Origin of the sequence: Pseudomonas sp. R15(2017) (assembly GCF_002112685.1) — a bacterium.
Taxonomy (GTDB): domain Bacteria; phylum Pseudomonadota; class Gammaproteobacteria; order Pseudomonadales; family Pseudomonadaceae; genus Aquipseudomonas; species Aquipseudomonas glycinae.
This window is the reverse complement of record NZ_NEII01000014.1, coordinates 66,267-89,112: the sequence shown is the minus strand read 5'-3', so window position 1 is coordinate 89,112 and position 22,846 is coordinate 66,267. Positions and strand designations below refer to the sequence as shown.

At 62.0% G+C, this 22,846-nt stretch carries 18 protein-coding genes and 1 pseudogene; 5 read left to right on the top strand and 14 right to left on the bottom strand.

Annotation, left to right across the window (positions count from 1 at the left end):
* Nucleotides 1–10: 10 nt before the first annotated feature.
* From CAF77_RS25135 to gcbA, 14 genes and pseudogenes are all read right to left on the bottom strand, one after another.
* A complete protein-coding gene (locus CAF77_RS25135; protein WP_064379199.1) occupies nucleotides 11–607 on the bottom strand; it encodes a MarC family protein in 597 nt (198 codons plus the stop codon).
* A 62-nt stretch (nucleotides 608–669) separates the two neighbouring features.
* Nucleotides 670–3,447, bottom strand: a complete 2,778-nt coding sequence (locus CAF77_RS25130; protein WP_085655572.1) for a hybrid sensor histidine kinase/response regulator — start codon at nucleotides 3,445–3,447, stop codon at nucleotides 670–672.
* Nucleotides 3,448–3,549: 102 nt separating this feature from the next.
* The gene (gene purD / locus CAF77_RS25125) at nucleotides 3,550–4,842 is read right to left on the bottom strand and encodes a phosphoribosylamine--glycine ligase (RefSeq protein WP_064379203.1); all 1,293 of its coding nucleotides are present in this window, start codon (nucleotides 4,840–4,842) and stop codon (nucleotides 3,550–3,552) included.
* A 153-nt stretch (nucleotides 4,843–4,995) separates the two neighbouring features.
* A complete protein-coding gene (purH, locus tag CAF77_RS25120; protein WP_039772035.1) occupies nucleotides 4,996–6,603 on the bottom strand; it encodes a bifunctional phosphoribosylaminoimidazolecarboxamide formyltransferase/IMP cyclohydrolase in 1,608 nt (535 codons plus the stop codon).
* Nucleotides 6,604–6,685: 82 nt separating this feature from the next.
* Nucleotides 6,686–7,006 (bottom strand): DNA-binding transcriptional regulator Fis, encoded by a 321-nt coding sequence (gene fis / locus CAF77_RS25115; protein WP_002555375.1) that lies wholly within the window; start codon nucleotides 7,004–7,006, stop codon nucleotides 6,686–6,688.
* Nucleotides 7,003–8,013: a tRNA dihydrouridine synthase DusB gene (gene dusB, locus CAF77_RS25110; protein WP_085655571.1), complete on the bottom strand. Its 1,011-nt coding sequence runs from the start codon at nucleotides 8,011–8,013 to the stop codon at nucleotides 7,003–7,005. Before dusB ends, fis begins: the two co-directional genes overlap by 4 nt.
* A gap of 185 nt (nucleotides 8,014–8,198) precedes the next feature.
* Entirely contained in the window at nucleotides 8,199–9,467 is a 1,269-nt protein-coding gene (locus CAF77_RS25105; protein ID WP_085655570.1) for a DUF3426 domain-containing protein, read from the bottom strand.
* A gap of 30 nt (nucleotides 9,468–9,497) precedes the next feature.
* Nucleotides 9,498–10,376: a 50S ribosomal protein L11 methyltransferase gene (gene prmA, locus CAF77_RS25100; protein ID WP_007951025.1), complete on the bottom strand. Its 879-nt coding sequence runs from the start codon at nucleotides 10,374–10,376 to the stop codon at nucleotides 9,498–9,500.
* 166 nt (nucleotides 10,377–10,542) lie between these two features.
* The gene (accC, locus tag CAF77_RS25095; protein WP_085655569.1) at nucleotides 10,543–11,901 is read right to left on the bottom strand and encodes an acetyl-CoA carboxylase biotin carboxylase subunit; all 1,359 of its coding nucleotides are present in this window, start codon (nucleotides 11,899–11,901) and stop codon (nucleotides 10,543–10,545) included.
* Between the two features lie 17 nt (nucleotides 11,902–11,918).
* A complete protein-coding gene (gene accB, locus CAF77_RS25090) occupies nucleotides 11,919–12,389 on the bottom strand; it encodes an acetyl-CoA carboxylase biotin carboxyl carrier protein (protein WP_064379210.1) in 471 nt (156 codons plus the stop codon).
* A 24-nt stretch (nucleotides 12,390–12,413) separates the two neighbouring features.
* Nucleotides 12,414–12,869: a type II 3-dehydroquinate dehydratase gene (gene aroQ, locus CAF77_RS25085; RefSeq protein WP_011332265.1), complete on the bottom strand. Its 456-nt coding sequence runs from the start codon at nucleotides 12,867–12,869 to the stop codon at nucleotides 12,414–12,416.
* A gap of 132 nt (nucleotides 12,870–13,001) precedes the next feature.
* Nucleotides 13,002–14,759, bottom strand: a complete 1,758-nt coding sequence (locus CAF77_RS25080; protein WP_085655568.1) for a protein-disulfide reductase DsbD — start codon at nucleotides 14,757–14,759, stop codon at nucleotides 13,002–13,004.
* A gap of 58 nt (nucleotides 14,760–14,817) precedes the next feature.
* Nucleotides 14,818–15,324 (bottom strand): annotated as a pseudogene (locus CAF77_RS29815) (methyl-accepting chemotaxis protein); the annotation flags it as partial.
* A 1,490-nt stretch (nucleotides 15,325–16,814) separates the two neighbouring features.
* On the bottom strand, nucleotides 16,815–18,485 hold the full coding sequence (gene gcbA / locus CAF77_RS25070) for a diguanylate cyclase GcbA (protein ID WP_064379216.1): 1,671 nt from the start codon (nucleotides 18,483–18,485) through the stop codon (nucleotides 16,815–16,817).
* 326 nt (nucleotides 18,486–18,811) lie between these two features.
* Here gcbA and CAF77_RS25065 point away from each other — a divergent pair, with 326 nt between their 5' ends.
* The 5 genes from CAF77_RS25065 (at nucleotide 18,812) to CAF77_RS25045 (ending at nucleotide 22,845) form a co-directional block, all read left to right on the top strand.
* Complete coding sequence (locus tag CAF77_RS25065; RefSeq protein ID WP_085655566.1) at nucleotides 18,812–19,960, top strand: DUF2515 family protein; 1,149 nt, start codon at nucleotides 18,812–18,814, stop codon at nucleotides 19,958–19,960.
* Between the two features lie 68 nt (nucleotides 19,961–20,028).
* On the top strand, nucleotides 20,029–20,682 hold the full coding sequence (locus tag CAF77_RS25060) for a hypothetical protein (protein ID WP_335743212.1): 654 nt from the start codon (nucleotides 20,029–20,031) through the stop codon (nucleotides 20,680–20,682).
* Entirely contained in the window at nucleotides 20,661–21,167 is a 507-nt protein-coding gene (locus CAF77_RS25055) for an Hcp family type VI secretion system effector (RefSeq protein ID WP_064379220.1), read from the top strand. Before CAF77_RS25060 ends, CAF77_RS25055 begins: the two co-directional genes overlap by 22 nt.
* Nucleotides 21,164–21,640, top strand: coding sequence for a hypothetical protein (locus CAF77_RS25050; RefSeq protein ID WP_064379222.1), 477 nt, complete (start codon nucleotides 21,164–21,166; stop codon nucleotides 21,638–21,640). Before CAF77_RS25055 ends, CAF77_RS25050 begins: the two co-directional genes overlap by 4 nt.
* A 137-nt stretch (nucleotides 21,641–21,777) precedes the next feature.
* On the top strand, nucleotides 21,778–22,845 hold the full coding sequence (locus tag CAF77_RS25045; protein WP_064379224.1) for a DUF2333 family protein: 1,068 nt from the start codon (nucleotides 21,778–21,780) through the stop codon (nucleotides 22,843–22,845).
* Nucleotide 22,846 lies beyond the last annotated feature (1 nt).

Below are 22,846 nucleotides of genomic sequence, written 5' to 3'. Positions count from 1 at the left end.
GCCGTGCGGATCACGGCACCAGATAACCTTTCACCCCGGTGAAAATGATCTGCGCGGCCAACGCACAGACGAACAGTCCCATCAGGCGGCTGACAATCTGCAAGCCTTGATCGCCCAGGATCCGTTCGATGCGGTTCGACAGATAAAGCACGACACCCACGGTAAAACTGGCCAGAGCGATGCTCATGATGGCTGTGAGTTTATCGTCCCAGTGCGGTTGGCTGACGCCCATCACCAATAGCGCACCGATCGTTCCGGGGCCGACGGTCAGGGGAATGGTCAGTGGCACGATGGTCACGTCCTGCTGGACGTTGTCAGCCTGCACCGCCGATTTGCCCTGTGCCATGCCCAGTGCCGAAATGAACAGCACACTGCCGGCGCCGATACGGAAGGCATCCACCGTGATGCCGAACACATCGAAAATCACTCGCCCGAACAGATAGAGCAAAACGCTCGAGACCAGGGTGGCGATCGCCACCTTCCAGGCCAGGCGGCGTTGTTCCTTGCGTGAATAACCACGGGTCAGGCTGATGAAGCAGGACAACACGAAGAACGGGCTGTAGAGCACCAGCATCTTCAGGTAAACACTGAATAACACGTGGAGCATGGCGCGGGCTCGCTGGCGGGGAAAGTCGGGGGAGTCTAACAGGCGCTATCGTGTCTGTCGGCTCACGACGGTTGCGTCGTCGCTCGGTTCTGCTGATCACGCTGGGCCACCCAGTGCTCGATCAGCTCGCGCAGTTGCGACAGCTCCACCGGTTTGGCCATGTGCCCGTCCATCCCGGCCTGACGCGCGCGTTCCTTGTGTTCGGCGAGGATGTGCGCGGTCAGTGCCACGATCGGTGTGCGGATGCGCTGGTTGCCGACTTCCCAGGCCCGCAGTTGCTGGGTGGCGGAGAACCCGTCGAGGATCGGCATTTCGCAGTCCATCAGTACCAGGTCGTAGCGCTGGGCTTTCATCGCCTGCAAGGCTTCTTCGCCGTTGCTGGCGGTGTCTGGCTGCAGGTTGAGCTTGCCGAGCATGCCCCGGATCACCTTGGTGGAAATCGTATTGTCTTCGGCCACCAGAATGCGGAAGTCGCTGGGCACTTTGACGGGGGTGGCAGGGTTGGCTGGCTGCGGCTGGAACACCACCTGGCCACGGTTGCGCTGGTTCAGTTCGTCGGCGAGCGTGGTCTTGAGGGTGTAGCCGGCCACCGGTTTGGCCAGGATGCGCTTGATCCCCGAGTTGCGCGCGATGATCTTGCTCGGCGCATTGCTGATGCCGGTGAGCATGATCAGCAGGATGTCGTGGTTCAGGCTCGGGTCTTCCTTGATCTTGGCCGCCAGTTGCATGCCGGTCATGCCGGGCATGTTCTGGTCCAGCAGGACCACATCGAAATAGTCGCGCAAATGCGCCTTGGTGCGCAGCAGGGCCAGCGCTTCCTTGCCCGACGGCACGGCGCTGACGTTCAGGCCCCAGGCGCTGCATTGCTGCACCAGCACCTTGCGGCAGGTGTCGTTGTCGTCGACCACCAGCACGCGCGCGCCTTGCAGCGGGCTGTCGAGATCCGAGGTCGGATGCTCCAGGCGATCGGGATCCAGCGGCAGGGTCAGCCACAGCGTGCTGCCCTGGCTGGCGCCGCTCTTGATGCCGAACTCGCCCTGCATCAGGCGGATCAATTGGCGGGCGATCACCAGACCGAGGTTGCCGCCCAGCCGGTTGGCCGACAGGAAGTGCTTGCTGTGCAACTCGGCGTGCATCAGCGCATCGCGCTCTTCCTGATCCATCGGCTGGCCGCTGTCCTGCACGGCAATGCGCAGGCGTGGGCCGGCGCTGCGTTCGTCGAGGGCGACGACTACCAGCACTTCGCCTTCTTCGGTTTTCTTCAGGGCGTTTTCCAGCAGGCTCAGCAGCGTCTGGCGCAGACGCGTCGGATCACCACTGATGACCCGTGGCACTTGCGGCTGGATGAAGCTGATCAGCTCGACGTTCTGCTGTTCGGCCTTGGCGCGGTAGATGCTCAGGCAATCGTCGATCAGCGCATTGAGGTCGAACTGCACGTCGTCGAGTTCGATCTGCCCGGACTCGAGGCGGGAGATGTCGAGGATCTCGTTGATCAGGGTCAGCAGTTCATTGCCGGCGCTGTGGATGGTTTGCACGTAGTCGCGCTGTTTTACCGACAGCGGCGTGCCGAGCAGCAGTTCGGTCATGCCCAGTACGCCGTTCATCGGCGTGCGGATCTCGTGGCTGATCTTGGCCAGGAACTCGGCCTTGGCGTTGATCTCGGCGTTGCTCGCGGCAAGGTCGCGGCTGATGCTGAAACGGCTTTCGGTGATGCTGCGCTGACGCTCGCCGAGGGCGATGCTCATCAGCAGGCCGCTGATGCAGATGAAACCCATCAGGGTCATGATCAGACCTTGCGGCGCCACCAAAGTCAGCCCCAGCAAGGCCGGGAGGATGATCAGCGTGCCGATGTTGAACACCACCATTGCGGCAACGAACAGCCGGGCAGGGCGGTAGCCTTTCTGCCAGTGGTAGAAACCCACCAGCAGCATGCTCAGGCCGGCGAGGGCCACCAGCGCGTAGGTGATGATGTTCAGCGGCAGGGTGTTGACGAACAACAGCAGCAAGCTGCAGATCACGATGAACAGGATGTCGCCGATCAGCAGCTTGTTCAATGGATGCGGGCCGAGCGGCGCGAAGAAGCGGTAGGCGAACATCAGGCCGGCCGGGGCGGTCAGCAGCAGGGCCAGATAGGCGCCGGGGGTCTGGATCGCGTGCCAGTTCGGCAGCCACGGACCTGCGAGGTTGAGCAGCAGCAACAGGCTCAGGCTCAACAGGCCTTCACACACCGCGAGCCACAGGCTGCTGCGTGAGCGGGTGTAGGCGTAGCGGATCAGGTTGTGCAGGATCAGCATCGCCAGACAGCCGAACAGCAGGCCGTAGATCAGCGTCTGGTTGTGATTGGCCGCGGCCATCACCGCCGCTTGCAGGGTGATGTACGGGCGCAGCTGGTGGTCTGAGACCAGTCGCAGGTAGACATCGAGGGGCTTGTCACTCTGGGGCAACGGCAGCATGAAATCGCTGCTGGGCAGCGGTCGCTCCGCCTGGGGCTGAGCGGTGCCGGTGTCGCGTTGTTCGATCAGTCGATCACCGTCGAGTACATACAGATTGAGGTGCGACAGGTCAGGGGCGAAGATCCGCAGCACTTGCTCGTGCTTGCCGGGCGCCAGCCTGAAGCGCAGCCACAGGGCACCATCGGGTTCGGCCGCGGTGAGGCGGTCAAGCTCGATAGGGCTGAATTGATTGGTGTAGCGGGCAGAGCGGATGTCGCTCAGTTGGAGGTTGCCCTGATCGTCAAGCAATACCGACCAGGCACTGCCTTGCGCGGCCTGGGCCGGGAGCATGCAGAGCAAGGTCAGCAGCGTGACGGTGAAGCCTATGGCAATCCTGAGCCAGCGCACGGCGAAATCCCTTCGTAGGTTGATGCCAGAATATAACGATGCGCAGCGTCGGAACAGTCCGGCAAGGGCGATGGGCCCCTGCCGGAAACACGGCGTAGCTTATTACTGAGATTCACCGCGTTCACGGGCAATGGCGCGGTAGCCAATGTCGGTGCGGTAGAAGCAGCCTTCCCAGTCGATGGCCTTGGCCAGTTTGTAGGCCTGCTCCTGGGCGGCGCCGACGCTGGCGCCCATGGCGGTGGCGCACAGCACCCGACCACCGGCCGTCACAACGTTGCCGTCCTTGAGCGCGGTGCCGGCGTGAAAGACTTTGCCTTCCAGTGCGGCGGCGGCGTCCAGACCGTTGATCGGCGCGCCCTTGGCGTAGTCACCCGGGTAGCCACCGGCGGCCAGCACGATGCCGACGCTTGGACGTGGATCCCACTGTGCTTCAACCTTGTCCAGCGCCTGGGCCAGTGCGGCTTCGACCAGCAGCACCAGGCTCGATTGCAGACGCAGCATCACCGGTTGGGTTTCCGGGTCGCCGAAACGGCAGTTGAACTCGATGACCTTCGGATTGCCGGCCTTGTCGATCATCAGACCGGCGTACAGGAAACCGGTGTAGACGTTGCCTTCGTCGGCCATGCCGCGCACGGTCGGCCAGATCACCTGGTCCATCACGCGCTGGTGCACGTCGGCGGTGACTACCGGAGCCGGGGAGTAAGCACCCATGCCGCCGGTGTTGGGGCCGCTGTCGCCGTCGCCGACGCGTTTGTGGTCCTGGCTGGTGGCCATCGGCAGGACGTTCTTGCCGTCGACCATGACGATGAAGCTGGCTTCTTCGCCGTCGAGGAATTCTTCGATGACGACGCGCGAACCGGCGTCGCCAAAGGCATTGCCGGCGAGCATGTCGCGCACGGCGTCTTCGGCTTCGGCCAGGGTCATGGCGACGATCACGCCTTTACCGGCGGCCAGGCCGTCGGCCTTGATCACGATCGGTGCGCCTTTTTCACGCAGATAAGCCAGGGCCGGCTCGATCTCGGTGAAGTTCTGGTAGTCGGCGGTCGGGATCTTGTGGCGTGCCAGGAAATCCTTGGTGAAGGCTTTCGAGCCTTCCAGCTGCGCGGCGCCGGCGGTTGGACCGAAGCAGTCCAGGCCACGGGAGCGGAACAGGTCAACGACGCCGGCCACCAATGGCACTTCCGGACCGACGATGGTCAGGGAAACGTTTTTCTCGGCGAAGTCAGCGAGCTGCTCGAGGGCCAGCACGTCGATGGCGACGTTTTCACACTTGGCTTCAATCGCGGTGCCGGCGTTGCCCGGTGCGACGAAAACCTTCTGCACACGTGGATCCTGAGCCACTTTCCAGGCCAGGGCGTGTTCGCGGCCACCGCTGCCAATGATCAAAACATTCATTTCAAAAACCTCGGATGACGCTAATTCTGTTGGGCGCCGTTGGGGCGCTTTTCTGTGGGAGCTGGCTTGCCGGCGATGGCATCACTGCGGTCTATCTGAAGAACCGAGGTGTCTGCATCGCGGGCAAGCCCGCTCCCACAGGGAATCGGTTTATCAGTGACGGAAGTGGCGCATACCTGTAAAGACCATCGCGATGCCGGCTTCATCAGCAGCAGCAATCACCTCGGCATCACGCATCGAACCACCTGGCTGGATCACCGCCGTGATACCGACCTTGGCCGCATTGTCCAGGCCGTCGCGGAACGGGAAGAATGCATCGGATGCCATCACCGAACCAGCCACTTGCAGACCCGCGTGCTCAGCCTTGATCGCAGCGATACGCGCCGAGTTCACGCGGCTCATCTGGCCGGCGCCGACACCGATGGTCTGGCGGTTCTTGGCGTAGACGATGGCGTTGGATTTGACGAACTTGGCCACTTTCCAGGCGAAGATCAGGTCATGGACTTCCTGTTCGGTCGGGGCGCGCTTGGTCACCACTTTCAGGTCGTCGGCACCGATCATGCCGATGTCGCGGCTCTGTACCAGCAGACCGCCATTGACGCGCTTGTAGTCCCAGGCCGGAACGCGATCGGCCGACCACTCGCCGCAGGCCAGCAGGCGCACGTTGGCCTTGGCGGCGACAATGGCGCGGGCTTCTTCGCTGACGCTTGGGGCGATGATCACTTCAACGAACTGACGCTCGACGATCGCCTTGGCGGTCTCGGCATCCAGTTCACGGTTGAAGGCGATGATGCCGCCGAACGCGGATTCAGTGTCAGTGGCGTAGGCCAGTTCGTAGGCCTGACGGATGCCGCCTTCGGCGTCCGGGCTGACGGCCACGCCGCACGGGTTGGCGTGCTTGACGATCACGCAGGCCGGTTTGACGAAGCTCTTCACGCATTCCAGCGCGGCGTCGGTGTCGGCCACGTTGTTGTACGACAGTTCCTTGCCTTGCAGCTGGGTGGCGGTGGCGATGCCGACTTCGGCAGGCTTGGCTTCAACGTAGAACGCCGCGCTCTGGTGCGGGTTCTCGCCGTAGCGCATTTCCTGGGCCTTGATGAACTGGCTGTTGAAGGTGCGCGGGAATTCGCTGCGACCTTCGGTGCTCAGGGTTTCGGCGGCCTGGTTCACGGTGCCCATGTAGTTGGCGATCATGCCGTCGTAGGCGGCGGTGTGTTCGAACGCCTTGAGCATCAGGTCGAAACGCTGAGCGTAGGTCAGGCCACCGGCCTTGAGGTTTTCCAGGACGTTGGCGTAATCGCTGGCATTCACCACGATGGCCACGTCTTTGTGGTTTTTCGCCGCCGAACGGACCATGGTCGGGCCGCCGATGTCGATGTTCTCGATGGCGGTCGGCAGGTCGCAGCCTGGCTTGCTGATGGTGGCTTCAAACGGATACAGGTTGACGGCTACCAGGTCGATCGGCTTGATGCCGTGCTCGTTCATGATCGCGTCGTCGATACCGCGACGACCGAGGATCCCGCCGTGGATTTTCGGGTGCAGGGTTTTCACCCGACCGTCCATCATCTCTGCGAAACCGGTGTAATCCGCGACTTCCACTGCGGCCACGCCGTTGTCCTGCAGCAGTTTGAAGGTCCCGCCGGTGGAAAGGATTTCCACGCCCAGGGCTTCCAGCTCCCTGGCGAATTCGAGGATCCCGGTCTTGTCGGAAACACTGATCAAGGCGCGGCGGATCGGCAGGCGGGTAGTCTGGTCGGTCATCTCAATTTCCATCAAAAGCAAGGGAAGTCAGCAAAAAAGGCGACCGGTTTTACGCGGGCGCCTTTCTGGTTTGATTGAATGCTTACAGCAGATCGTACTGCTTGAGTTTCTTGCGCAGCGTGCCGCGGTTCAGTCCGAGCAGCTCGCTGGCCTTGGTCTGGTTGCCCTTGACGTAGTTCATCACGCTTTCGAGCAGGGGAGCCTCGACTTCGGAGAGCACCAGGTTGTACACGTCCGTGACGGACGCGCCCTCAAGGTGGGCGAAATAATTGTGCAGCGCCTTCTCGACACTCCCGCGAAGGGTCTGACCTTCTTCGCTCGGCGTATTGAGGTGCTGTTTCAAATTCACGTTGTCGCTCACGGGTGTTGTTCCACTCACTAAAGTCTCGGTCATCATCGTCATGCGGCCACCCCTTCTTCGTCCCCTGTCAGGCTCTTGTAACGTTCGGCGAAGAACTCCCGAACGTTGGCGCATTGTGTTTCCGTACCATCCAAACGATTGAAGTGGGCGCGAAATTCCCTGGCGCCCGGCAAGGTTGCGAGATACCAGCCCACATGCTTGCGGGCAATTCGCACGCCCATCACGTCCCCATAGAAGGCGTGGAGGGCGGCCAGATGCTCAAGCAGAATGCGTTCCACCTCGATCAGCTCCGGCGCCGGCAGTTTTTCGCCGGTACGCAGGAAGTGTTCGATCTCGCGAAAAATCCATGGCCGCCCTTGGGCGGCCCGGCCGATCAACAGGCCATCGGCGCCGGTCGCGTCGAGCACGTAGCGGGCCTTTTCCGGCGATACGATGTCGCCGTTGGCAAAGACCGGAATCGACACCGCCCGCTTGATCGCGGCAATGGTGTCGTACTCGGCTTCACCGGTGTACAGGTCGGCGCGGGTGCGGCCATGCACCGCCAGCGCCGTGATCCCGGCCTGCTCGGCGATCTTCGCCACGGTCAGGCCGTTCTTGTTGTCGCGATCCCATCCGGTGCGGATCTTCAGGGTCACCGGCACATCAACCGCCGCCACGACGGCGTGCAGGATCTCGGTGACCAGTGCCTCATCCTTCAACAGCGCGGAGCCGGCGGCCTTGTTACAGACCTTCTTCGCCGGGCAACCCATGTTGATATCAATAATCTGTGCGCCCAGTTCGACGTTGGCCCGGGCCGCATCCGCGAGCATCTGCGCATCGCCACCGGCAATCTGCACCGAGCGTGGCTCGGGATCGCCTTCGTGGATCATGCGCATGCGCGACTTGCGGGTGTTCCACAGGCTCATGTCACTGGTGACCATTTCCGAGACTACAAGCCCTGCGCCCAGACGCTTGCACAGCTGACGAAAGGGCTGGTCGGTGACGCCCGCCATCGGGGCGAGGATCAAGCCGTTCTGCAATGTATATGGGCCGATGCGTACCGCCGACATAGGACTTCCCTGAAGTGGGGCCGGATCATGAGAGTTCGAAAAAGGGTTGGCATGATACCCGCTCTCGATGACTGGATAAAGGCTGAATTGAACAAAATCTGAACAGTTATTCTGTTATTACCGCCGGTTTGGTCGCGCGGCGCGCAGTCAGAAAACTGCCGTCAATCCGGGAGCGGCGCAGCGTTTCACTCGGGCGAGTGGAAACTCAGGCTGTAGTTCACGGCTTTCGGTCCTGGATCGAGAATGTCGAGGGCGATGTGGATCGGCGTCTGCGGCGGCATTTCCGCCATGCCTTCGAGGTCGCCGTTGAGGTATTCGCCGGGTTTGAAGCGACGACTGGCGATCAGGTGGCCGTTGAGGTCGGCGAAGCGAAGCTCCAGCAGCGGAAACGGCTGCGAGAACGGCGCGCGGTTATAGATGATTGCGTCCACCACCAGCGCACCGCTGAATTCCGGGTGGCTGCGCACCACCAGGTTGCTGCTCTTGATCTTGGCGATATCCACCTTGGACGGCACCGTGCAGCCAATTTGCGGGCACAGTTGCTGGAACCAGGGTCGGTATTGATCCTGGCGAGCCAGTTCATCGAAGTGATAGGCGATGTACTGTCCGCCCAGGCCGGCGGCGGCCAGCACGATCAGCAACAGCCAGAGCAGGCGACGGCCCCATGGGGTGCGGCGTTTTTGCCAGTCCAGTTGCAGCGGATCGTCGGTCAGATCCTGCAAGGCTTCGGCGCGAACACTGGTTTCGGCACGTTCGCGTTTTTTGCGCGCAGGTTCGATCAATGGCAGTTCGTCGTCGACTTCGTCACTTGCCGACAGGCGTTCGCGGCGCGCATTCGGGTCGATCGGATCGTGCAGGCGCAGTTGCGGGATCGGCGGTTCGTCATCGAGATCCACCGGCTCCAGCGAGAGCGACGGTTCGGTGCGCTCCGGTCGAATCGGCTCGGGCTCGATGGCCTCTGGTTCATCTTCGACTTCGGGTGCGCGCTCATCCGCCGGCTCGCTGAACAGGCTGTCCGGCCATTTCGTGTCTTCCGGTTCGTGGCTGTCGCGGCGAGCGCTCAGGGCGTCTTCGCGCGGGCGGCCGAACTCGGTGGTCGGCTGGATTTCCCGTTGCTCGAGGCGGGCCAGTTCTTCGTCCAGATCCAGACTGTCCAGATCCAGCTCGGCGGCGCTCCATTGCTTCTGGCTGATGGCGCGCGGCTCGGGCGTTTCGACGATGGCCGGTGGCTCGACAGGCGCAGGCTCGCTGATCGGCGGTGGCTCGCTGATTGACGGCGCCACCGGCGTGACCGCTTCCTTGCCTGCGTGTTGCTCCAGCAATTGCTTGGCGGCATTGAACACTTGCAGGCAGGAGCCGCAACGAACCACCCCGCGGGCCACGCTCAACTGAGCGTGGCTGACGCGGAAACTGGTTTGGCAATGCGGGCACTGGGTGACGAAGCTGTCGGTCATGCGGCGATCCGGATTGAGCAGGCAGTCATTCTAGCGCCGACGGCCGGTGATGCGCACCCAGCCATCACGATTGGCGATCGGATCGAGATCGAAGTCCTGCGCGTAGGCGGCGGCAACTTCGTCACCTTGTTCGGCGAGGATCCCGGACAGTGCCAGACGCCCGCCGGACTTGACCAAGCCGGACAGTTGCGGCGCCAGGGAAACCAGGGGACCGGCCAGAATGTTGGCCACCAGCACGTCGGCTTTGACCTGCGGCAGGTCTTCCGGCAGGTACAGCGGGAACAGTTCGTCAGCGATATTGTTGCGGCCGGCGTTGTCGCGGGAGGCTTCGAGTGCCTGCACGTCGATGTCGGTACCCACGGCTTCTTTCGCGCCGAGCAGCAGGGCGGCAATCGCCAGAATCCCCGAGCCGCAGCCGAAGTCCAGCACGTTGCAGTCTTTCAGGTCCTGGCCGTCCAGCCATTCCAGGCACAGGGCGGTGGTCGGGTGGGTGCCGGTACCGAACGCCAGGCCCGGATCCAGCAGCAGGTTGACCGCGTCCGGCTCCGGTGCGGCGTGCCAGCTCGGTACGATCCACAGGCGCTGGCCGAAACGCATCGGCTGGAAACCGTCCATCCAGCTGCGTTCCCAGTCCTGGTCTTCGATGACTTCGCTGTGGTGCTCGGGCAGCGGGCTGCCGGTCAGCAGTTCCAGATGGGCCAGTACCGGGGCGGCTTCGGTGCCGCCCTCGAACAGGGCCAGCAGGTGGGTGTGTGCCCACAGCGGGGTGGTGTTGAGTTCCGGCTCGAAGATCGGCTGGTCTTCGGCGTCCATGAAGGTCACCGAAACGGCGCCCACTTCAAGGAAAGCGTCTTCGTAGGTTTCGGCTTGTTCTGGGCTGATGGCGAGACGGACTTGCAGCCAAGGCATGGCGGGCACCTGTGAAAAAGATTGATTGCAGCCTAGCGGCCTGCGAGAAGCGCGCAAGTTTACGCGAGCGCGACGGTTTTGTGGGAGCGGGGAATGTGTGAGCAGATGAAACCTTCGGAAACAACAAGGCCGCCCGAAGGCGGCCTTGTCAGGTGCGGGCTGAAGCTTAGTGCTTGTCGCCAGCCAGCTTGTGCTCGAGGTAGTGAATGTTCACGCCCCCTTTGCAGAAGCCTTCGTCGCGGGTCAGATCACGGTGCAGCGGGATGTTGGTCTTGATCCCGTCGACCACGATTTCGTCCAGGGCATTGCGCATGCGCGCCATGGCTTCGTCGCGGGTTGCGCCGTAAGTGATCAGCTTGCCGATCAGCGAGTCGTAGTTCGGCGGAACGGCATAACCGCTGTACAGGTGCGAATCGACGCGAACGCCATTGCCGCCTGGGGCGTGGAAATGCTTGACCGTACCCGGGCTCGGCATGAAGGTTTTCGGGTCTTCGGCGTTGATCCGGCATTCCAGCGAGTGACCGCGGATGACCACATCATCCTGGGTATACGACAGCTTGTTGCCAGCGGCGATGCTGAGCATCTCCTTGACGATGTCGATACCGGTGACCATTTCCGAAACCGGGTGCTCCACCTGAACACGGGTGTTCATTTCGATGAAGTAGAAACGACCGTTCTCGTACAGGAACTCGAAGGTGCCGGCGCCACGGTAGCCGATGTCGATGCACGCCTTGACGCAGCGGGCCAGGACTTCCTTGCGCGCGTTCTCGTCGATGCCCGGTGCCGGTGCTTCTTCGAGAACTTTCTGGTGACGGCGTTGCAGCGAGCAATCGCGGTCGCCCAGATGGATGGCGTTGCCCTGGCCGTCGGACAGAACCTGCACTTCGACGTGACGCGGATTGGTCAGGAATTTTTCCAGATAGACCATCGGGTTGCCGAACGCCGCGCCTGCTTCGGAGCGGGTCAGCTTTGCCGAGGCGATCAGGTCTTCTTCCTTGTGCACCACACGCATGCCGCGACCACCACCGCCGCCGGCGGCCTTGATGATCACCGGATAGCCGACTTCACGACCGATGCGCAGCGCCGTTTCCTCGTCTTCCGGCAGCGGGCCGTCGGAACCTGGAACGGTTGGCACGCCCGCTTCGATCATCGCGTGCTTGGCCGATACCTTGTCGCCCATCAGGCGAATGGTTTCGGCTTTCGGGCCGATGAAGGCGAAGCCGGAGTTCTCGACCTGCTCGGCAAAGTCGGCGTTTTCCGCGAGGAAACCGTAGCCTGGGTGAATGGCGGTAGCGCCAGTCACTTCAGCGGCCGCAATGATTGCCGGGATGTGCAGGTAGGAGTGCGCGGCAGAAGCCGGGCCGATGCAGACGGATTCGTCTGCCAGACCCAGGTGCATCAGCTCTTTGTCGGCCTTGGAGTAAACGGCGACGGTCTTGATGCCCATCTCTTTGCAGGCACGCAGAATCCGCAGGGCGATCTCACCGCGGTTAGCGATCAGAACTTTTTCCAACTTCGCAGTCATCAAAGGCTCTCCGCAGTTCAAACGATGGTGAACAGCGGTTGGTCGTACTCAACCGGCTGGCCGTCTTCGACGAGGATGGACTCGATCACACCGCTGGTTTCAGCTTCGATGTGGTTCATCATCTTCATGGCTTCGACGATGCACAGGGTGTCGCCTTTCTTCACGGTCTGGCCGACTTCAACGAAGGACGGCGAGGTTGGCGAAGATTTGCGATAGAAGGTGCCGACCATCGGCGAACGGGCAACGGTGCCGTTCAGCGCTGGCGCAGCAGCGGCAGCTGGAGCGGCGGCTGCAGCAGCAACCGGAGCGGCAGCGGCGGCAGGTGCAGCGGCCGGAGCCTGCATCGGAGCCGGTGCGTAGTACTGCTGCGCCGGGGTCTTGCTGTGACGGCTGATGCGTACGGACTCTTCGCCTTCCTTGATCTCGAGCTCGTCGATGCCGGACTCTTCCAGCAATTCGATCAGTTTCTTAACTTTACGGATATCCATGAATCATCAACTCCCAAGGGTCGGTCAGGGGCGTTTAGCTTGGTGTTCAAGCTGCTCTAGTGCAGCCTCCAGGGCCAGTCGGTAACCGCTGGCGCCAAGGCCGCAGATCACTCCTACCGCTACATCGGAGAAGTAGGAGTGATGGCGGAAAGGTTCGCGTTTGTGCACGTTGGACAAATGCACTTCGATGAATGGGATGCTCACTCCCAGCAGCGCGTCACGTAATGCGACACTTGTGTGTGTAAATGCTGCCGGGTTGATCAGAATGAAGTCCACGCCCTCGCCGCGTGCGGCGTGGATGCGATCGATCAATTCGTACTCGGCATTGCTTTGCAGATACAGCAGATGGTGGCCGGCTTCACGGGCGCGGCGTTCCAGATCCTGATTGATCTGCGCCAGGGTGGTCGACCCGTAGGTCCCCGGTTCCCGGGTGCCGAGCAGGTTCAGGTTGGGGCCGTGCAGCACCAGTAGCGTTGCCATCTGCGTGTTCCTTGTTATGGGTGAGCCTTCGTCAGAACCCGGCGACTATGCCGCAAAGACTTTGTGACTGTCCAGTTCTCTGCAATAGCCAGCACGATGACCGATGTTTGCGCAAAATATGTGACTGACTGATTAAATCCGGTCATTCGCTTTGGCAACACGTTCGGCGAAGTCGCTGGCGTTGATCTCGCCGATCACCCGCACATCGCGACGTTCGCCCCCGTCCTTGCCGAAGAACATCAGCGCCGGTGGGCCGAACAGGCTGTAGCGGTCGAGCAGGGTGCGCTGTTCGGCATTGCTGGCGGTGATATCGAAGCGGATCAGCCGATAGCCCTTGAGCCGCTCCACCACCGTGGCGTCATTGAGTACTTCGTGTTCGATGACTTTGCAGCTGATGCACCAGTCGGCATACCAGTCGAGCAGCAGCGGGGTGCCGGCGGTTTTCGCTTCGAGCAGCACCCGATCCAGTTCCGCCGGGGTGCTGACGGTCTGCCACGAACCGCTGTTCTGCGCGGTCGAGCCACTGTCGGCAAGGCGTGCCGGGGCTATTGGATTCAGCGGGTCGGTCTGCCCGCTGAACGCGCCGTACCAGCAGGCCAGCGCATAAAACAGCAGGAACATGCCGAGCAACTGGCCGAGGCGTTTGCGCGGCGGTTTGTAGACGAATTCCAGAGCGCCGAGAAACAGTCCGACGCCACCGGCCAGCAAGCCGATCAGCAGCAACGTGATCTGCCCCGGCAGTACCCGGCCGAGCAAACCGATCGCCAGCCCGAGCAGCAACACGCCGATGCCGTTCTTCACGTACATCATCCACGGCCCGCTTTTCGGCAGCCACGCCGCGCCGCCAGTGGCCACCAGCAACAGCGGCGCGCCCATGCCCAGGCCGAGCATGAACAGCTTCAGGCCACCGCCCAGCGCATCGCCGCTGGCGCTGATATAAAGCAGTGCGCCGGCCAGCGGTGCGGAAACGCACGGCGAGACCAGCAGACTCGACACCACGCCCAACACCGCCGCGCCCCACAGCGAGCCGCCTTCGGTGCGCCCGGCGATCCGGTCGAGGCGGCTGCTGATGAAGTGCGGCAGTTTCAGCTCGAATACGCCGAACATCGCCAGCGCGAACACCGCAAAGAACATCGCGAACGGCACCAGCACCCACGCCGATTGCAGCCGCGCCTGCAAATTCAGTTGCGCGCCGAACAGCCCCATCAATGCGCCGAGCAGCGCGAAGCACGCGGCCATCGGCAGCACATAAGCCAGGGAAAGGTTAAAGCCACGCAAACCGCCGACCTGCCCGCGCAGCACCACGCCGGACAGAATCGGCAGCATCGGCAATACGCAAGGTGTGAAGGTCAGGCCCAGGCCCGCCAGGAAGAACAGCGCCAGATCACGCCAGTCCCAACCGGTCACCGGAGTGGACGCGTCACTTGCCGCTGCATCGCCCTCGATGCTCAGGCGCTCGGTTTCCGGTGGATAGCACAAGCCCTTGTCGGCACAGCCCTGATAGGTGACGGCCAGCGTGAAGGCACGGGCATCATTGCGTGGCAGCTCCACATCGAGAATGCCGTGGTAGACCTCGACGTCGCCGAAATACTCGTCGTGTTTCTGCTCGCCTTGGGGCATTTGTGCGGCGCCAGGTTTTACCTCGGCAGGTTCGGCACGGAACTGGAAGCGATGGCGGTAGAGGTAATAGCCTTCGGTGGCGACGAAGCGCAGTTTGACCGATTGCGGTGTGCTCTCGACCAGGCTCAGTTGAAAGGCTTCGCGCACCGGCAGGAAATCGGCGCTGTTGTTGACCGAGCCCAGCGTGGCGCTGGGTTTGCTGTCGAACAGACCGGCGGCGCCGGCCGGCAGGGCGAAGATGAAAAACAGCAGGCAGAGCAGACGGCGCATGACAATCTCGCGAATCAAAGGTGCGGGAATGATAGCGGACTTGGCCCTGAGCTGTGTGTCAGACGCGGAACGCCTGCACGGCGGTGTGCAGTTGACCGCCCAGCAACAGCAGGTTCTCGCCCTGCTCGCGGCCTTGGCCGATGCGCAGCAGATTGTCCCCGCCCAATTGGTGAATCCGTTCGCTGTGATCGCGGATCTCGCTGACCGCACCGCTCTGTTGCGCGGTGATGTCGGCGATGCGGATCGCGGTGTCGGAGATGGTCTGGATCGCGCCGACAATCTTGTCCAGCGCACCGTCCGCCGATTGCGCCTGACTGGCCGTGGCCTCGGCGTGTTCGACCTGCGCGCGCATGCCCTCGACCGATTGCCGGGCGGCGGTTTGCAGGCCGGCGATCAGGGTCTGGATTTCGGCGGTGGCGCCGGCGGTGCGCTGCGCCAGCGAGCGCACTTCCTCGGCCACCACGGCAAACCCGCGGCCCATTTCCCCGGCGCGGGCGGCTTCGATCGCCGCGTTGAGCGCCAGCAGGTTGGTCTGGTCGGCAATCGAGCGGATCACCGTCAGCACGCCGCCGATGGTTGCCGACTCTTCGGCCAGGTGTTCGATCATCTGTGCATTGCCCTGCACTTCGCCAACCAGCGCGTGCAGGCCGGTGAGGCTCTGGCCGATCACTTGTTGCCCGTGTTCGACCGCCAGCCCGGCATGGCGACTGGCGTCGGCGGCCTGGCGCGCATCGCCGGCCACTTGCTGGATGGTCGCTTCCAGTTCGCCGAGGGAATCACGGATCAGCGCGGTGTCACCGGCCTGATGTTCGGCGCCGCTGTGCAAGTCGTTGCTCAGTTCGGCGAGGGTGCGGCTGCTGCCGGCCACTTGCTCGGCATTGCCGCGAATGGTCCCGACCAGATCCACCAGATAGGCGCGCAGGCGATTGAGCGAGGCTTCGATGTCGTGCAGTTCGCGGTTGGTTTTGCCCAGATGAATGTCGCGGCTGAAGTCGCCTTCGGCCCAGGTCGACAGCGCCGGCGCGAGGTTGGTCAGGGTGCGGGCGAGGCGTCGTTGCAGCGTGTCGATCAGCAGCGCGATCAGCAGAATCAGACCGATCATCACGCCTTGCATCAGGCGGACTTCACCCTGGATTTGCCCGTGCTGGGCGCGTACCACCGGTTCGAGGCCGGCGATGGCTTGCTGCACGGCGGCGATTTTCTGGTGGGTCGCGGTGCTCAGGTCGGTGCGTTTCTGGATCTGCTCGCGGGTGCGCGCCAGTTCCGCCGGGTAACGACCGAGCAGACTGTTGAGTTCGCGTTTGAGGCCGACACCGGCGTCTTCGGCGGCGGCTTTTGCTGTGCTTTCGATGCCCATCATCGCGGCGAAATCGTCGCTGCCGGATTCACTGCTGGCGACCACGCCGAGCAAGGGCAGGGCGTCGATTGTCTGGGCCTGGGCGCGGATGTTGCTGACTTCGCGCTCGACATCGGCGGCCAGTTCACTGCGTCCGCTGCTGACCAGTTTGTCTCGGGCCAGCGATAGTTTGCCCAGATGTTGAGAGGCAACCAGCAGGGGTGTCAGGTAAGTCGCATTGCCGCCGGCGTAGGTGCTGAGTTGATCGAGGCTGGCGCTCAATTCGCGCTCGGCCTGCAACAACAGGGCTTGTGGATCGCCGGCCAGTTTGCCGGCAGCCAGCAGGTCGGTCTTGCTGAACCCATCGAGGTCGGCGAGGCTGGGGCGCAAGGTGTCGGCCAGCGCGGGCGGCAGCTCACCAAGTTCTTTCTGCAAATCATCGATGGCCTGACTGGCGTTGCTCAGGCGCAGGGCGTCGCCGCTGGCGAGGTAATCCTCGACGTTGCGTGCCACGTCATTCTGAAATCGCTGCGACAGTCCCAGGTAACGCTCCATCAACAGATACGGGCGCTCCAGGGCTTTTTGCGACCACCACAGCGTGGCGCCGAGGGCCACGCAGACGGCGACCAGCAACAGAGTATTGAGATTGGTGAGCAACTTCAGGCGCATGACGGCTACCAACGGCAGAATGGTAAGCGCCTGAATTTATTGCGGTTCTGTTACACGGTTATGACCGTTTGGGTCGAATCCGATGAAAAAGTGGCACTTTGCTTTGAGTCGCGAGCGGTCTGCACCCGATTGCGTCCCTCGCCTTTGGCGCGGTACAGCGCCTCGTCGGCCTGGCTGGCCATCATCAGGCTGTCGGAGTCGTCGTGCATCTCCACCACGCCGGCGCTGAAGGTGCACCACAGATCCTGCGGCTGGGCCGGATAGTGAATCTCGGCAAAGCGCTGGCGGATTTCGTCGAGCACTTTGTGCGCCGCTTCTATATCGGTGTCCGGCATGACGATGGCGAATTCTTCGCCGCCGTAACGGCCGATGAAATCGGTCTTGCGCAGACGCTGCTTGAGGAACAGCGCCAGGCTCTTGATCACCCGGTCGCCCATGGGGTGACCGTGGCTGTCATTGACCCGCTTGAAGTGGTCGATGTCGAGCATGGCAAAGCTCAACGGCTTGTTCTCGCGGCGGGCGCGGAACGAGCAGTCTTCGAGCAATTGCAGAATGTGCGTGTGGTTGTAGAGGCCAGTGAGGCTGTCGCGGACCATCCGTGCCTTGAGATTGCGCGCACGGGCGGCGCGGTTGCGCACGGTGGTGATCAGGTGGCGCGGCTTGATCGGCTTGGTCAGGAAGTCGTCGCCACCTTCGCTCATGGCGTCGAGCTGCTTGTCCAGATCGTCTTCGGCCGACAGGTAAATGATCGGCACGCTGACGTAGCGGTCGTTGTGGCGGATGACCTTGGCCAGCTCGGTGCCGGTGCAGGCCGGCATGTACATGTCGAGGATGATCAGGTCTGGCTGGAAGTCCGCCAGCTCGGCCATCGCTTGAATCGGTTCGATCAGGGTGCGGGTGACGATCCCGGCGCTGTTGAGCAGGCGTTCGGTGTGCAGGGCCTGGGCGCGGGAGTCGTCGATGATCAGCACTTTATAGGGTTCGTACTGGGCGACGCAGGTCAGGACTTCGATCTTCTCCAGCAGGCTCGAGGCTTCGAGGGTACCGGTGAGAAATTCCTGGCCACCGGCGCGCACTGCCGCGAGGCGGGTCGGGGTGTCGGTTTCGTGCAGGCTGAAGAACAGCAGCGGCAGCGGTTCTTCCAGACCTTGCTGGGCTTCGGCGGCGAGTTTCAGACCGACGCCGGCACCGCTGAAATCCACGTCCATGACAATCGCGGCCGGCAGGCGCTCGACCATCGACGAACGAAACGCCGACACGCTGTCCAGCGCCTGGGCACTCAGACCGAAAAACTCCAGCTGCTTGGCCAGCCGCTCGGCGCGGTCGTGATCCTGCAGCATCACGTAGATCGGTTTGCGCAGCGGCGGCAAAAAGGTTTGATCAAGCTGATCGCCATGGCGCAGGCCGGTGCGCGACAAGCGCTGCATCAAACGGTTGAGATCGGTGATCAGGCCGCTGCTCAGGCGTCCGCGATTGGCGTCCACCGCTTCCAGCGACTGGCTGATGTGGCGGGCCAGTTGCGTGTGTTCGGGCTGTTCGAAGCGCTCGGCAAAACGCAGCAGGCGCAGATTAGCCTCGCTCAGTTCGGCGAGATCGGCAGTGGACCACTCACTGCGCTGCAGGCGCTGCCATATCTCAAGAATCTGACGTGCCTGATGAATTACCCGCTGGGCAAAGTGGTGCTTGAGGCGCTCACGGCTGGGGTCTTCTGGCTCGGTCATATCCTGACTACTAGTTAGGCTGCATGCTGAGATCGACTGGTGGCTCTATGCTAGCACCTCTTTTCCCTTACATGAGTGTCGTACGTCAATAATCTGCTGTGCGTCACTATTCAGTTTCTGACTGGTCGGTTTCATCCGGGACTGGCTCGTCGTTCAAGTGCCCGTGAACCGGGCCTTAAAGGATGTTTCCCAAGGCTTTTGAGGACGCTTCCCCCGCACTGGATGGTCATCGTCTGTCAGGGCTTTCTGATTTTTCCCAAGATCGGTTTCGCAAGGGTTTTGCACTGGTAGGGTCAGGGAAACCCCTACCGGATGTTTGCCCGGACATGACTCAGTGTTTCAACAAATACTCCAGCGATGCCCAGCGCCTGAATCACAACATCACGCCCGTTGCCGACTGTGAGTGCAATGAAGAGATGTTGTATGGCGAACGGGTGAGGGTGACCGAGGTGCCGGTTTTGACGTGCCAGTGCCTTTGGCGTGCCTATCAACGGGAGGCGGAGAGCATCGTCGCCCCTGACGGCGTGCTGATCGCCGATCCGGTGCAGCGCAACCGGGCGATCAACGCCGCGTATGCCCGACTGTGGCTGCATGACTCGCGGTTCCAGTGGGCCGGGCTGGCGGCGTTCGCGTCCAAGCAGGTCGGTTGTGGATTGCTGCATGCGGCGGACAGTATCGAGCTGATCCGCCAGGAGCATGAGGCGCGGCAGCGGATGCGGGACGGGCGCCGTGAGTCCGGGCTGCTCACTCCGGACAAAATGCCCCGACAGGCCGAGGACTGGGGGGATTACCAAGAGGCGAGGGCGCGCAACCCTTTGCCTTCGCTGGATTTGCGTACTTCGGGTGAAGAGCTGTCATTGGTGCAGCAACAGTTCCGGCATGTGTACGACATGATGGCGATGGGCAATACCACGCTGTTTCTGGATGTTTATCCGCTGCATCAGTTTTATGCGGTGCGTGGGTTGGCGGAGTTGAAGAAGTGTCTGAAAACACGGAGAACGATCTATGGGCACGCAAGGTTTCCGGTGCTTTGGCCCATAGGGGGGAAAGCGCTTCCTTTCGGTGAGGCGTTTCAAGAAATCTTGAATGGATTCGAGGCGATAGATGCGGGGAATATTGCCGAAAGTGTGAATCAGCTGGCTTGGCACGAACAACGAAACATTCTCCAGCCGAGCATCTACGAAAATCGCCATTTGGTGACGTTGTTGCGTGGCAATCATTTTTCCTACGTGACCGGCTTCCCTTCCGGTGTGGCGCAGGCCATCGAGTTGACCCTCACCAGTCAATGTCAGCGAGTCGATGACGGCCGCACCATCGATTTTGGCCGCAACCCGCTGGCGGACCTATCCGATCTCGATCAGCGGATGGTGTTTGTCCTGCGGGCTGCCGCCCGTTTCCACCAGATGCTCAATGACAGCAACAGGGACGCACTGGCGCAATCCATTCGTGAGATCGCTGCCATGGAGGATGCTTGATGCGCTTGCGATCCTGTCTGCCCAGATGGCGTTGCTGGGCATGGCTCATGCTTTGTGGTGTTCTGGCCGTGGCCGCCGCACGTCAGTTGACACGGCCTTTGTGGGGCGACTCCGTGATCGCCATGTCCATAAGCGGAACCTATGAATACATGCGTGAGCATTCGACCGCCCCCCTCGTTATATGGGGCCATGTTGGCAGGCGCGTCTGGGGTGGCGCTTCCAGGACAGATGCGCGCCTGCGATTTGTCGATCCGCAGTACGGATTCGAAACGCCGCCGGCGCGGTTCTTCACGTTCACGTTCGAGGGTCACCTGGTCGGTGATATCCGCATGTCTCCTCAGGTCGAGCCCCTGTTGATCGATGATGCCTTGAAGGTCGTTCTCGATCTGCAAGCCCAATGGTGCGCAAACGGTTGGAGGCCAGTCGGGACGCGAAGTGATCCGACGATGGCGGACACACCAGAGTGGCGAGCCTATCTCAGAGACAGTGTGGTCGCCGGACGTTCATTTTGGCAGGCCGGCGACAAGTATCAGGCGATGTTGATCCTTGGACGGTTCCGAGACTCTCGGCATCCCGACCAAGAGCGATACCTCATTACTCTCGAGCTCGCCGAGCCCTGGATACCCTTTGACGAAATTGAAGATCTCTACGAAGAACCCCACCCCTTTCCCCCACCCCAACCCAAAAAAGGAGCAATACCATGCCAACCCCAGCCTTCATGACCATTGTTGGCAGCCGCCAGGGCCTGATCAGCGCCGGTGCCTTCACCGAACCGTCGGTGGGCAACAGCTACCAGAACGGACGTGAGGACAAGATCATGGTTCAGGCCTTCAGCCACGGCATTCTCCTGCCCAAGGGCGCGGGTGCCGGGCGGCGAATGCACAAGCCGCTGGTCATCACCAAAACCATCGACAAAGCGTCACCGCTGATCCAGGTCGCCCTGTGTTCCGGTGAGCGGCTGAGCAAGTGCTGTCTGGAGTTCTATCGAACATCGGCCCACGGTAGTCAGGAGCACTTTTATACGATTGAACTGGAAGACGCGCAGATCGTCAGCACCGAGGTTTTTATGCCCGACTGTCAGGATCCCGCCACGTCACACCTGACACAGCGGGAAAAAGTCCACTTCAGCTACCGCCGCATCTACTGGCGGCACGAGATCAGCCGGACGATGGGCTCCGATGAGTGGCAGAGCGAGAGCCTGGGATGAGGCTGGTTCATCATTCGCACCTGACCGATACCGAGCGCCTGCATGTCTATCCGGTGGACCAGGCGCTGGAGTGGGTTTGCAAGGTGCTGCTGGAGCGGCAATCCCTCGAAGGTCTCGATCAACTGCGGGCAGGTCTGATGCTCGATCTGGACAGTGAAGTGCTGGAGCACATCGAACGTGGCGAGTGGCTGTTACTCAGGGCCGAAGCCGATGACGGCGAGTGGTCCACCGTCCAGTCAGCCTTCGATCAGGCGGTGCTCGACTTGATGAACAACCCCCCGCCCCAGCCCACCAGAACGCCGCGCATTTATCGTCTGGTCGAGAGCATGACCGGCGAACCGTTGCCGCAGCAGCCCTACATTGCAACAGTTGACGGGATCCCCACCCAGCGCCGAACTGACGCCGAAGGCATTGCTCATCTGTTCATGCCGGACGATGCCCGGCAGATTTCAATGCGAATTTTCAACGTCTGAAGCCTGCGTCTATCCTTTCGCTCACTGACGAACTCCGCCTGTTTTTCTTCGCGACCCTGATCGCGGGTGCCGGGGCGAGGCACGTTGTTGTATGGTTGTGGTCGAACCGTTGAACCCAAGATTGAAAGGATATCGCCATGCTGGACTGGAAGAACCGCGCGGGCAGCGCGCCTGAACGTGCCGCCGAGCCCAAGTCGGCCGCCCGCAGCTATGTCGGCGGGCTGTTGTTCAGCCGGGCGCTGGCCACGCTGGTTGCCATTTATCTGTTGGTGACCATTGGCCTGGGCTGGTACTGGAGTCAGGAACCGGCGCTGTTTCCCGTGGCGCAGAACGCTCAGGTTGCCGCCGAGAAGGAAGGCAAGCAGATGGTGGTCGGCTACACCACCGTCGAAACCCTGAAAACCGTTGCCGGCACTTTGCTCGACAAGCCGGGAGGTTACATTTCCAACGACCGTTTCCCGCCGGGCCTGTGGATGGACAACATGCCGAGCTGGGAGTACGGCGTGCTGGTGCAGGTACGCGACCTGACCCGTGCCCTGCGCAAGGACTTCGCCCGTTCGCAGTCGCAATCGGCTGAAGACGCCGACCTGGCCAAGGCCGAGCCGCGCTTCAACTTCGACAACAAGAGCTGGGTCCTGCCGTCCAGCGAGTCGGAATATCAGGAAGGCATCAATTCCCTGAGCCGTTATCAGGCGCGTCTGTCCGACCCGACCCAGAAAAACGCGCTGTTCTACGCCCGCGCCGACAACCTGAACAACTGGCTGGGCGATGTCGGCACCCGTCTCGGTTCGCTGTCGCAACGCCTGTCGGCCAGCGTTGGCCGGGTCAAGCTCAACACCGCGCTGAAAACCGAAGTGCCGGCGGTGGGTGAAGTTCCGCAGGTCGACGAGGAAGTGGTCGAAACCCCGTGGATGCAGATCGACAACGTGTTCTATGAAGCCCGTGGCCAGGCGTGGGCGCTGTCGCACCTGCTGCGCGCGATCGAGGTCGATTTCGCCGACGTGCTGGCCAAGAAGAACGCGACCGTCAGCGTGCGTCAGATCATCCGTGAGCTGGAAGCTTCCCAGGAGCCGATCTGGAGCCCGATGATCCTCAACGGCAGCGGCTTCGGCGTGTTGGCCAACCACTCGCTGGTCATGGCCAACTACATTTCCCGGGCCAACGCGGCCGTGATCGATTTGCGTCAACTGCTCAATCAGGGCTGAG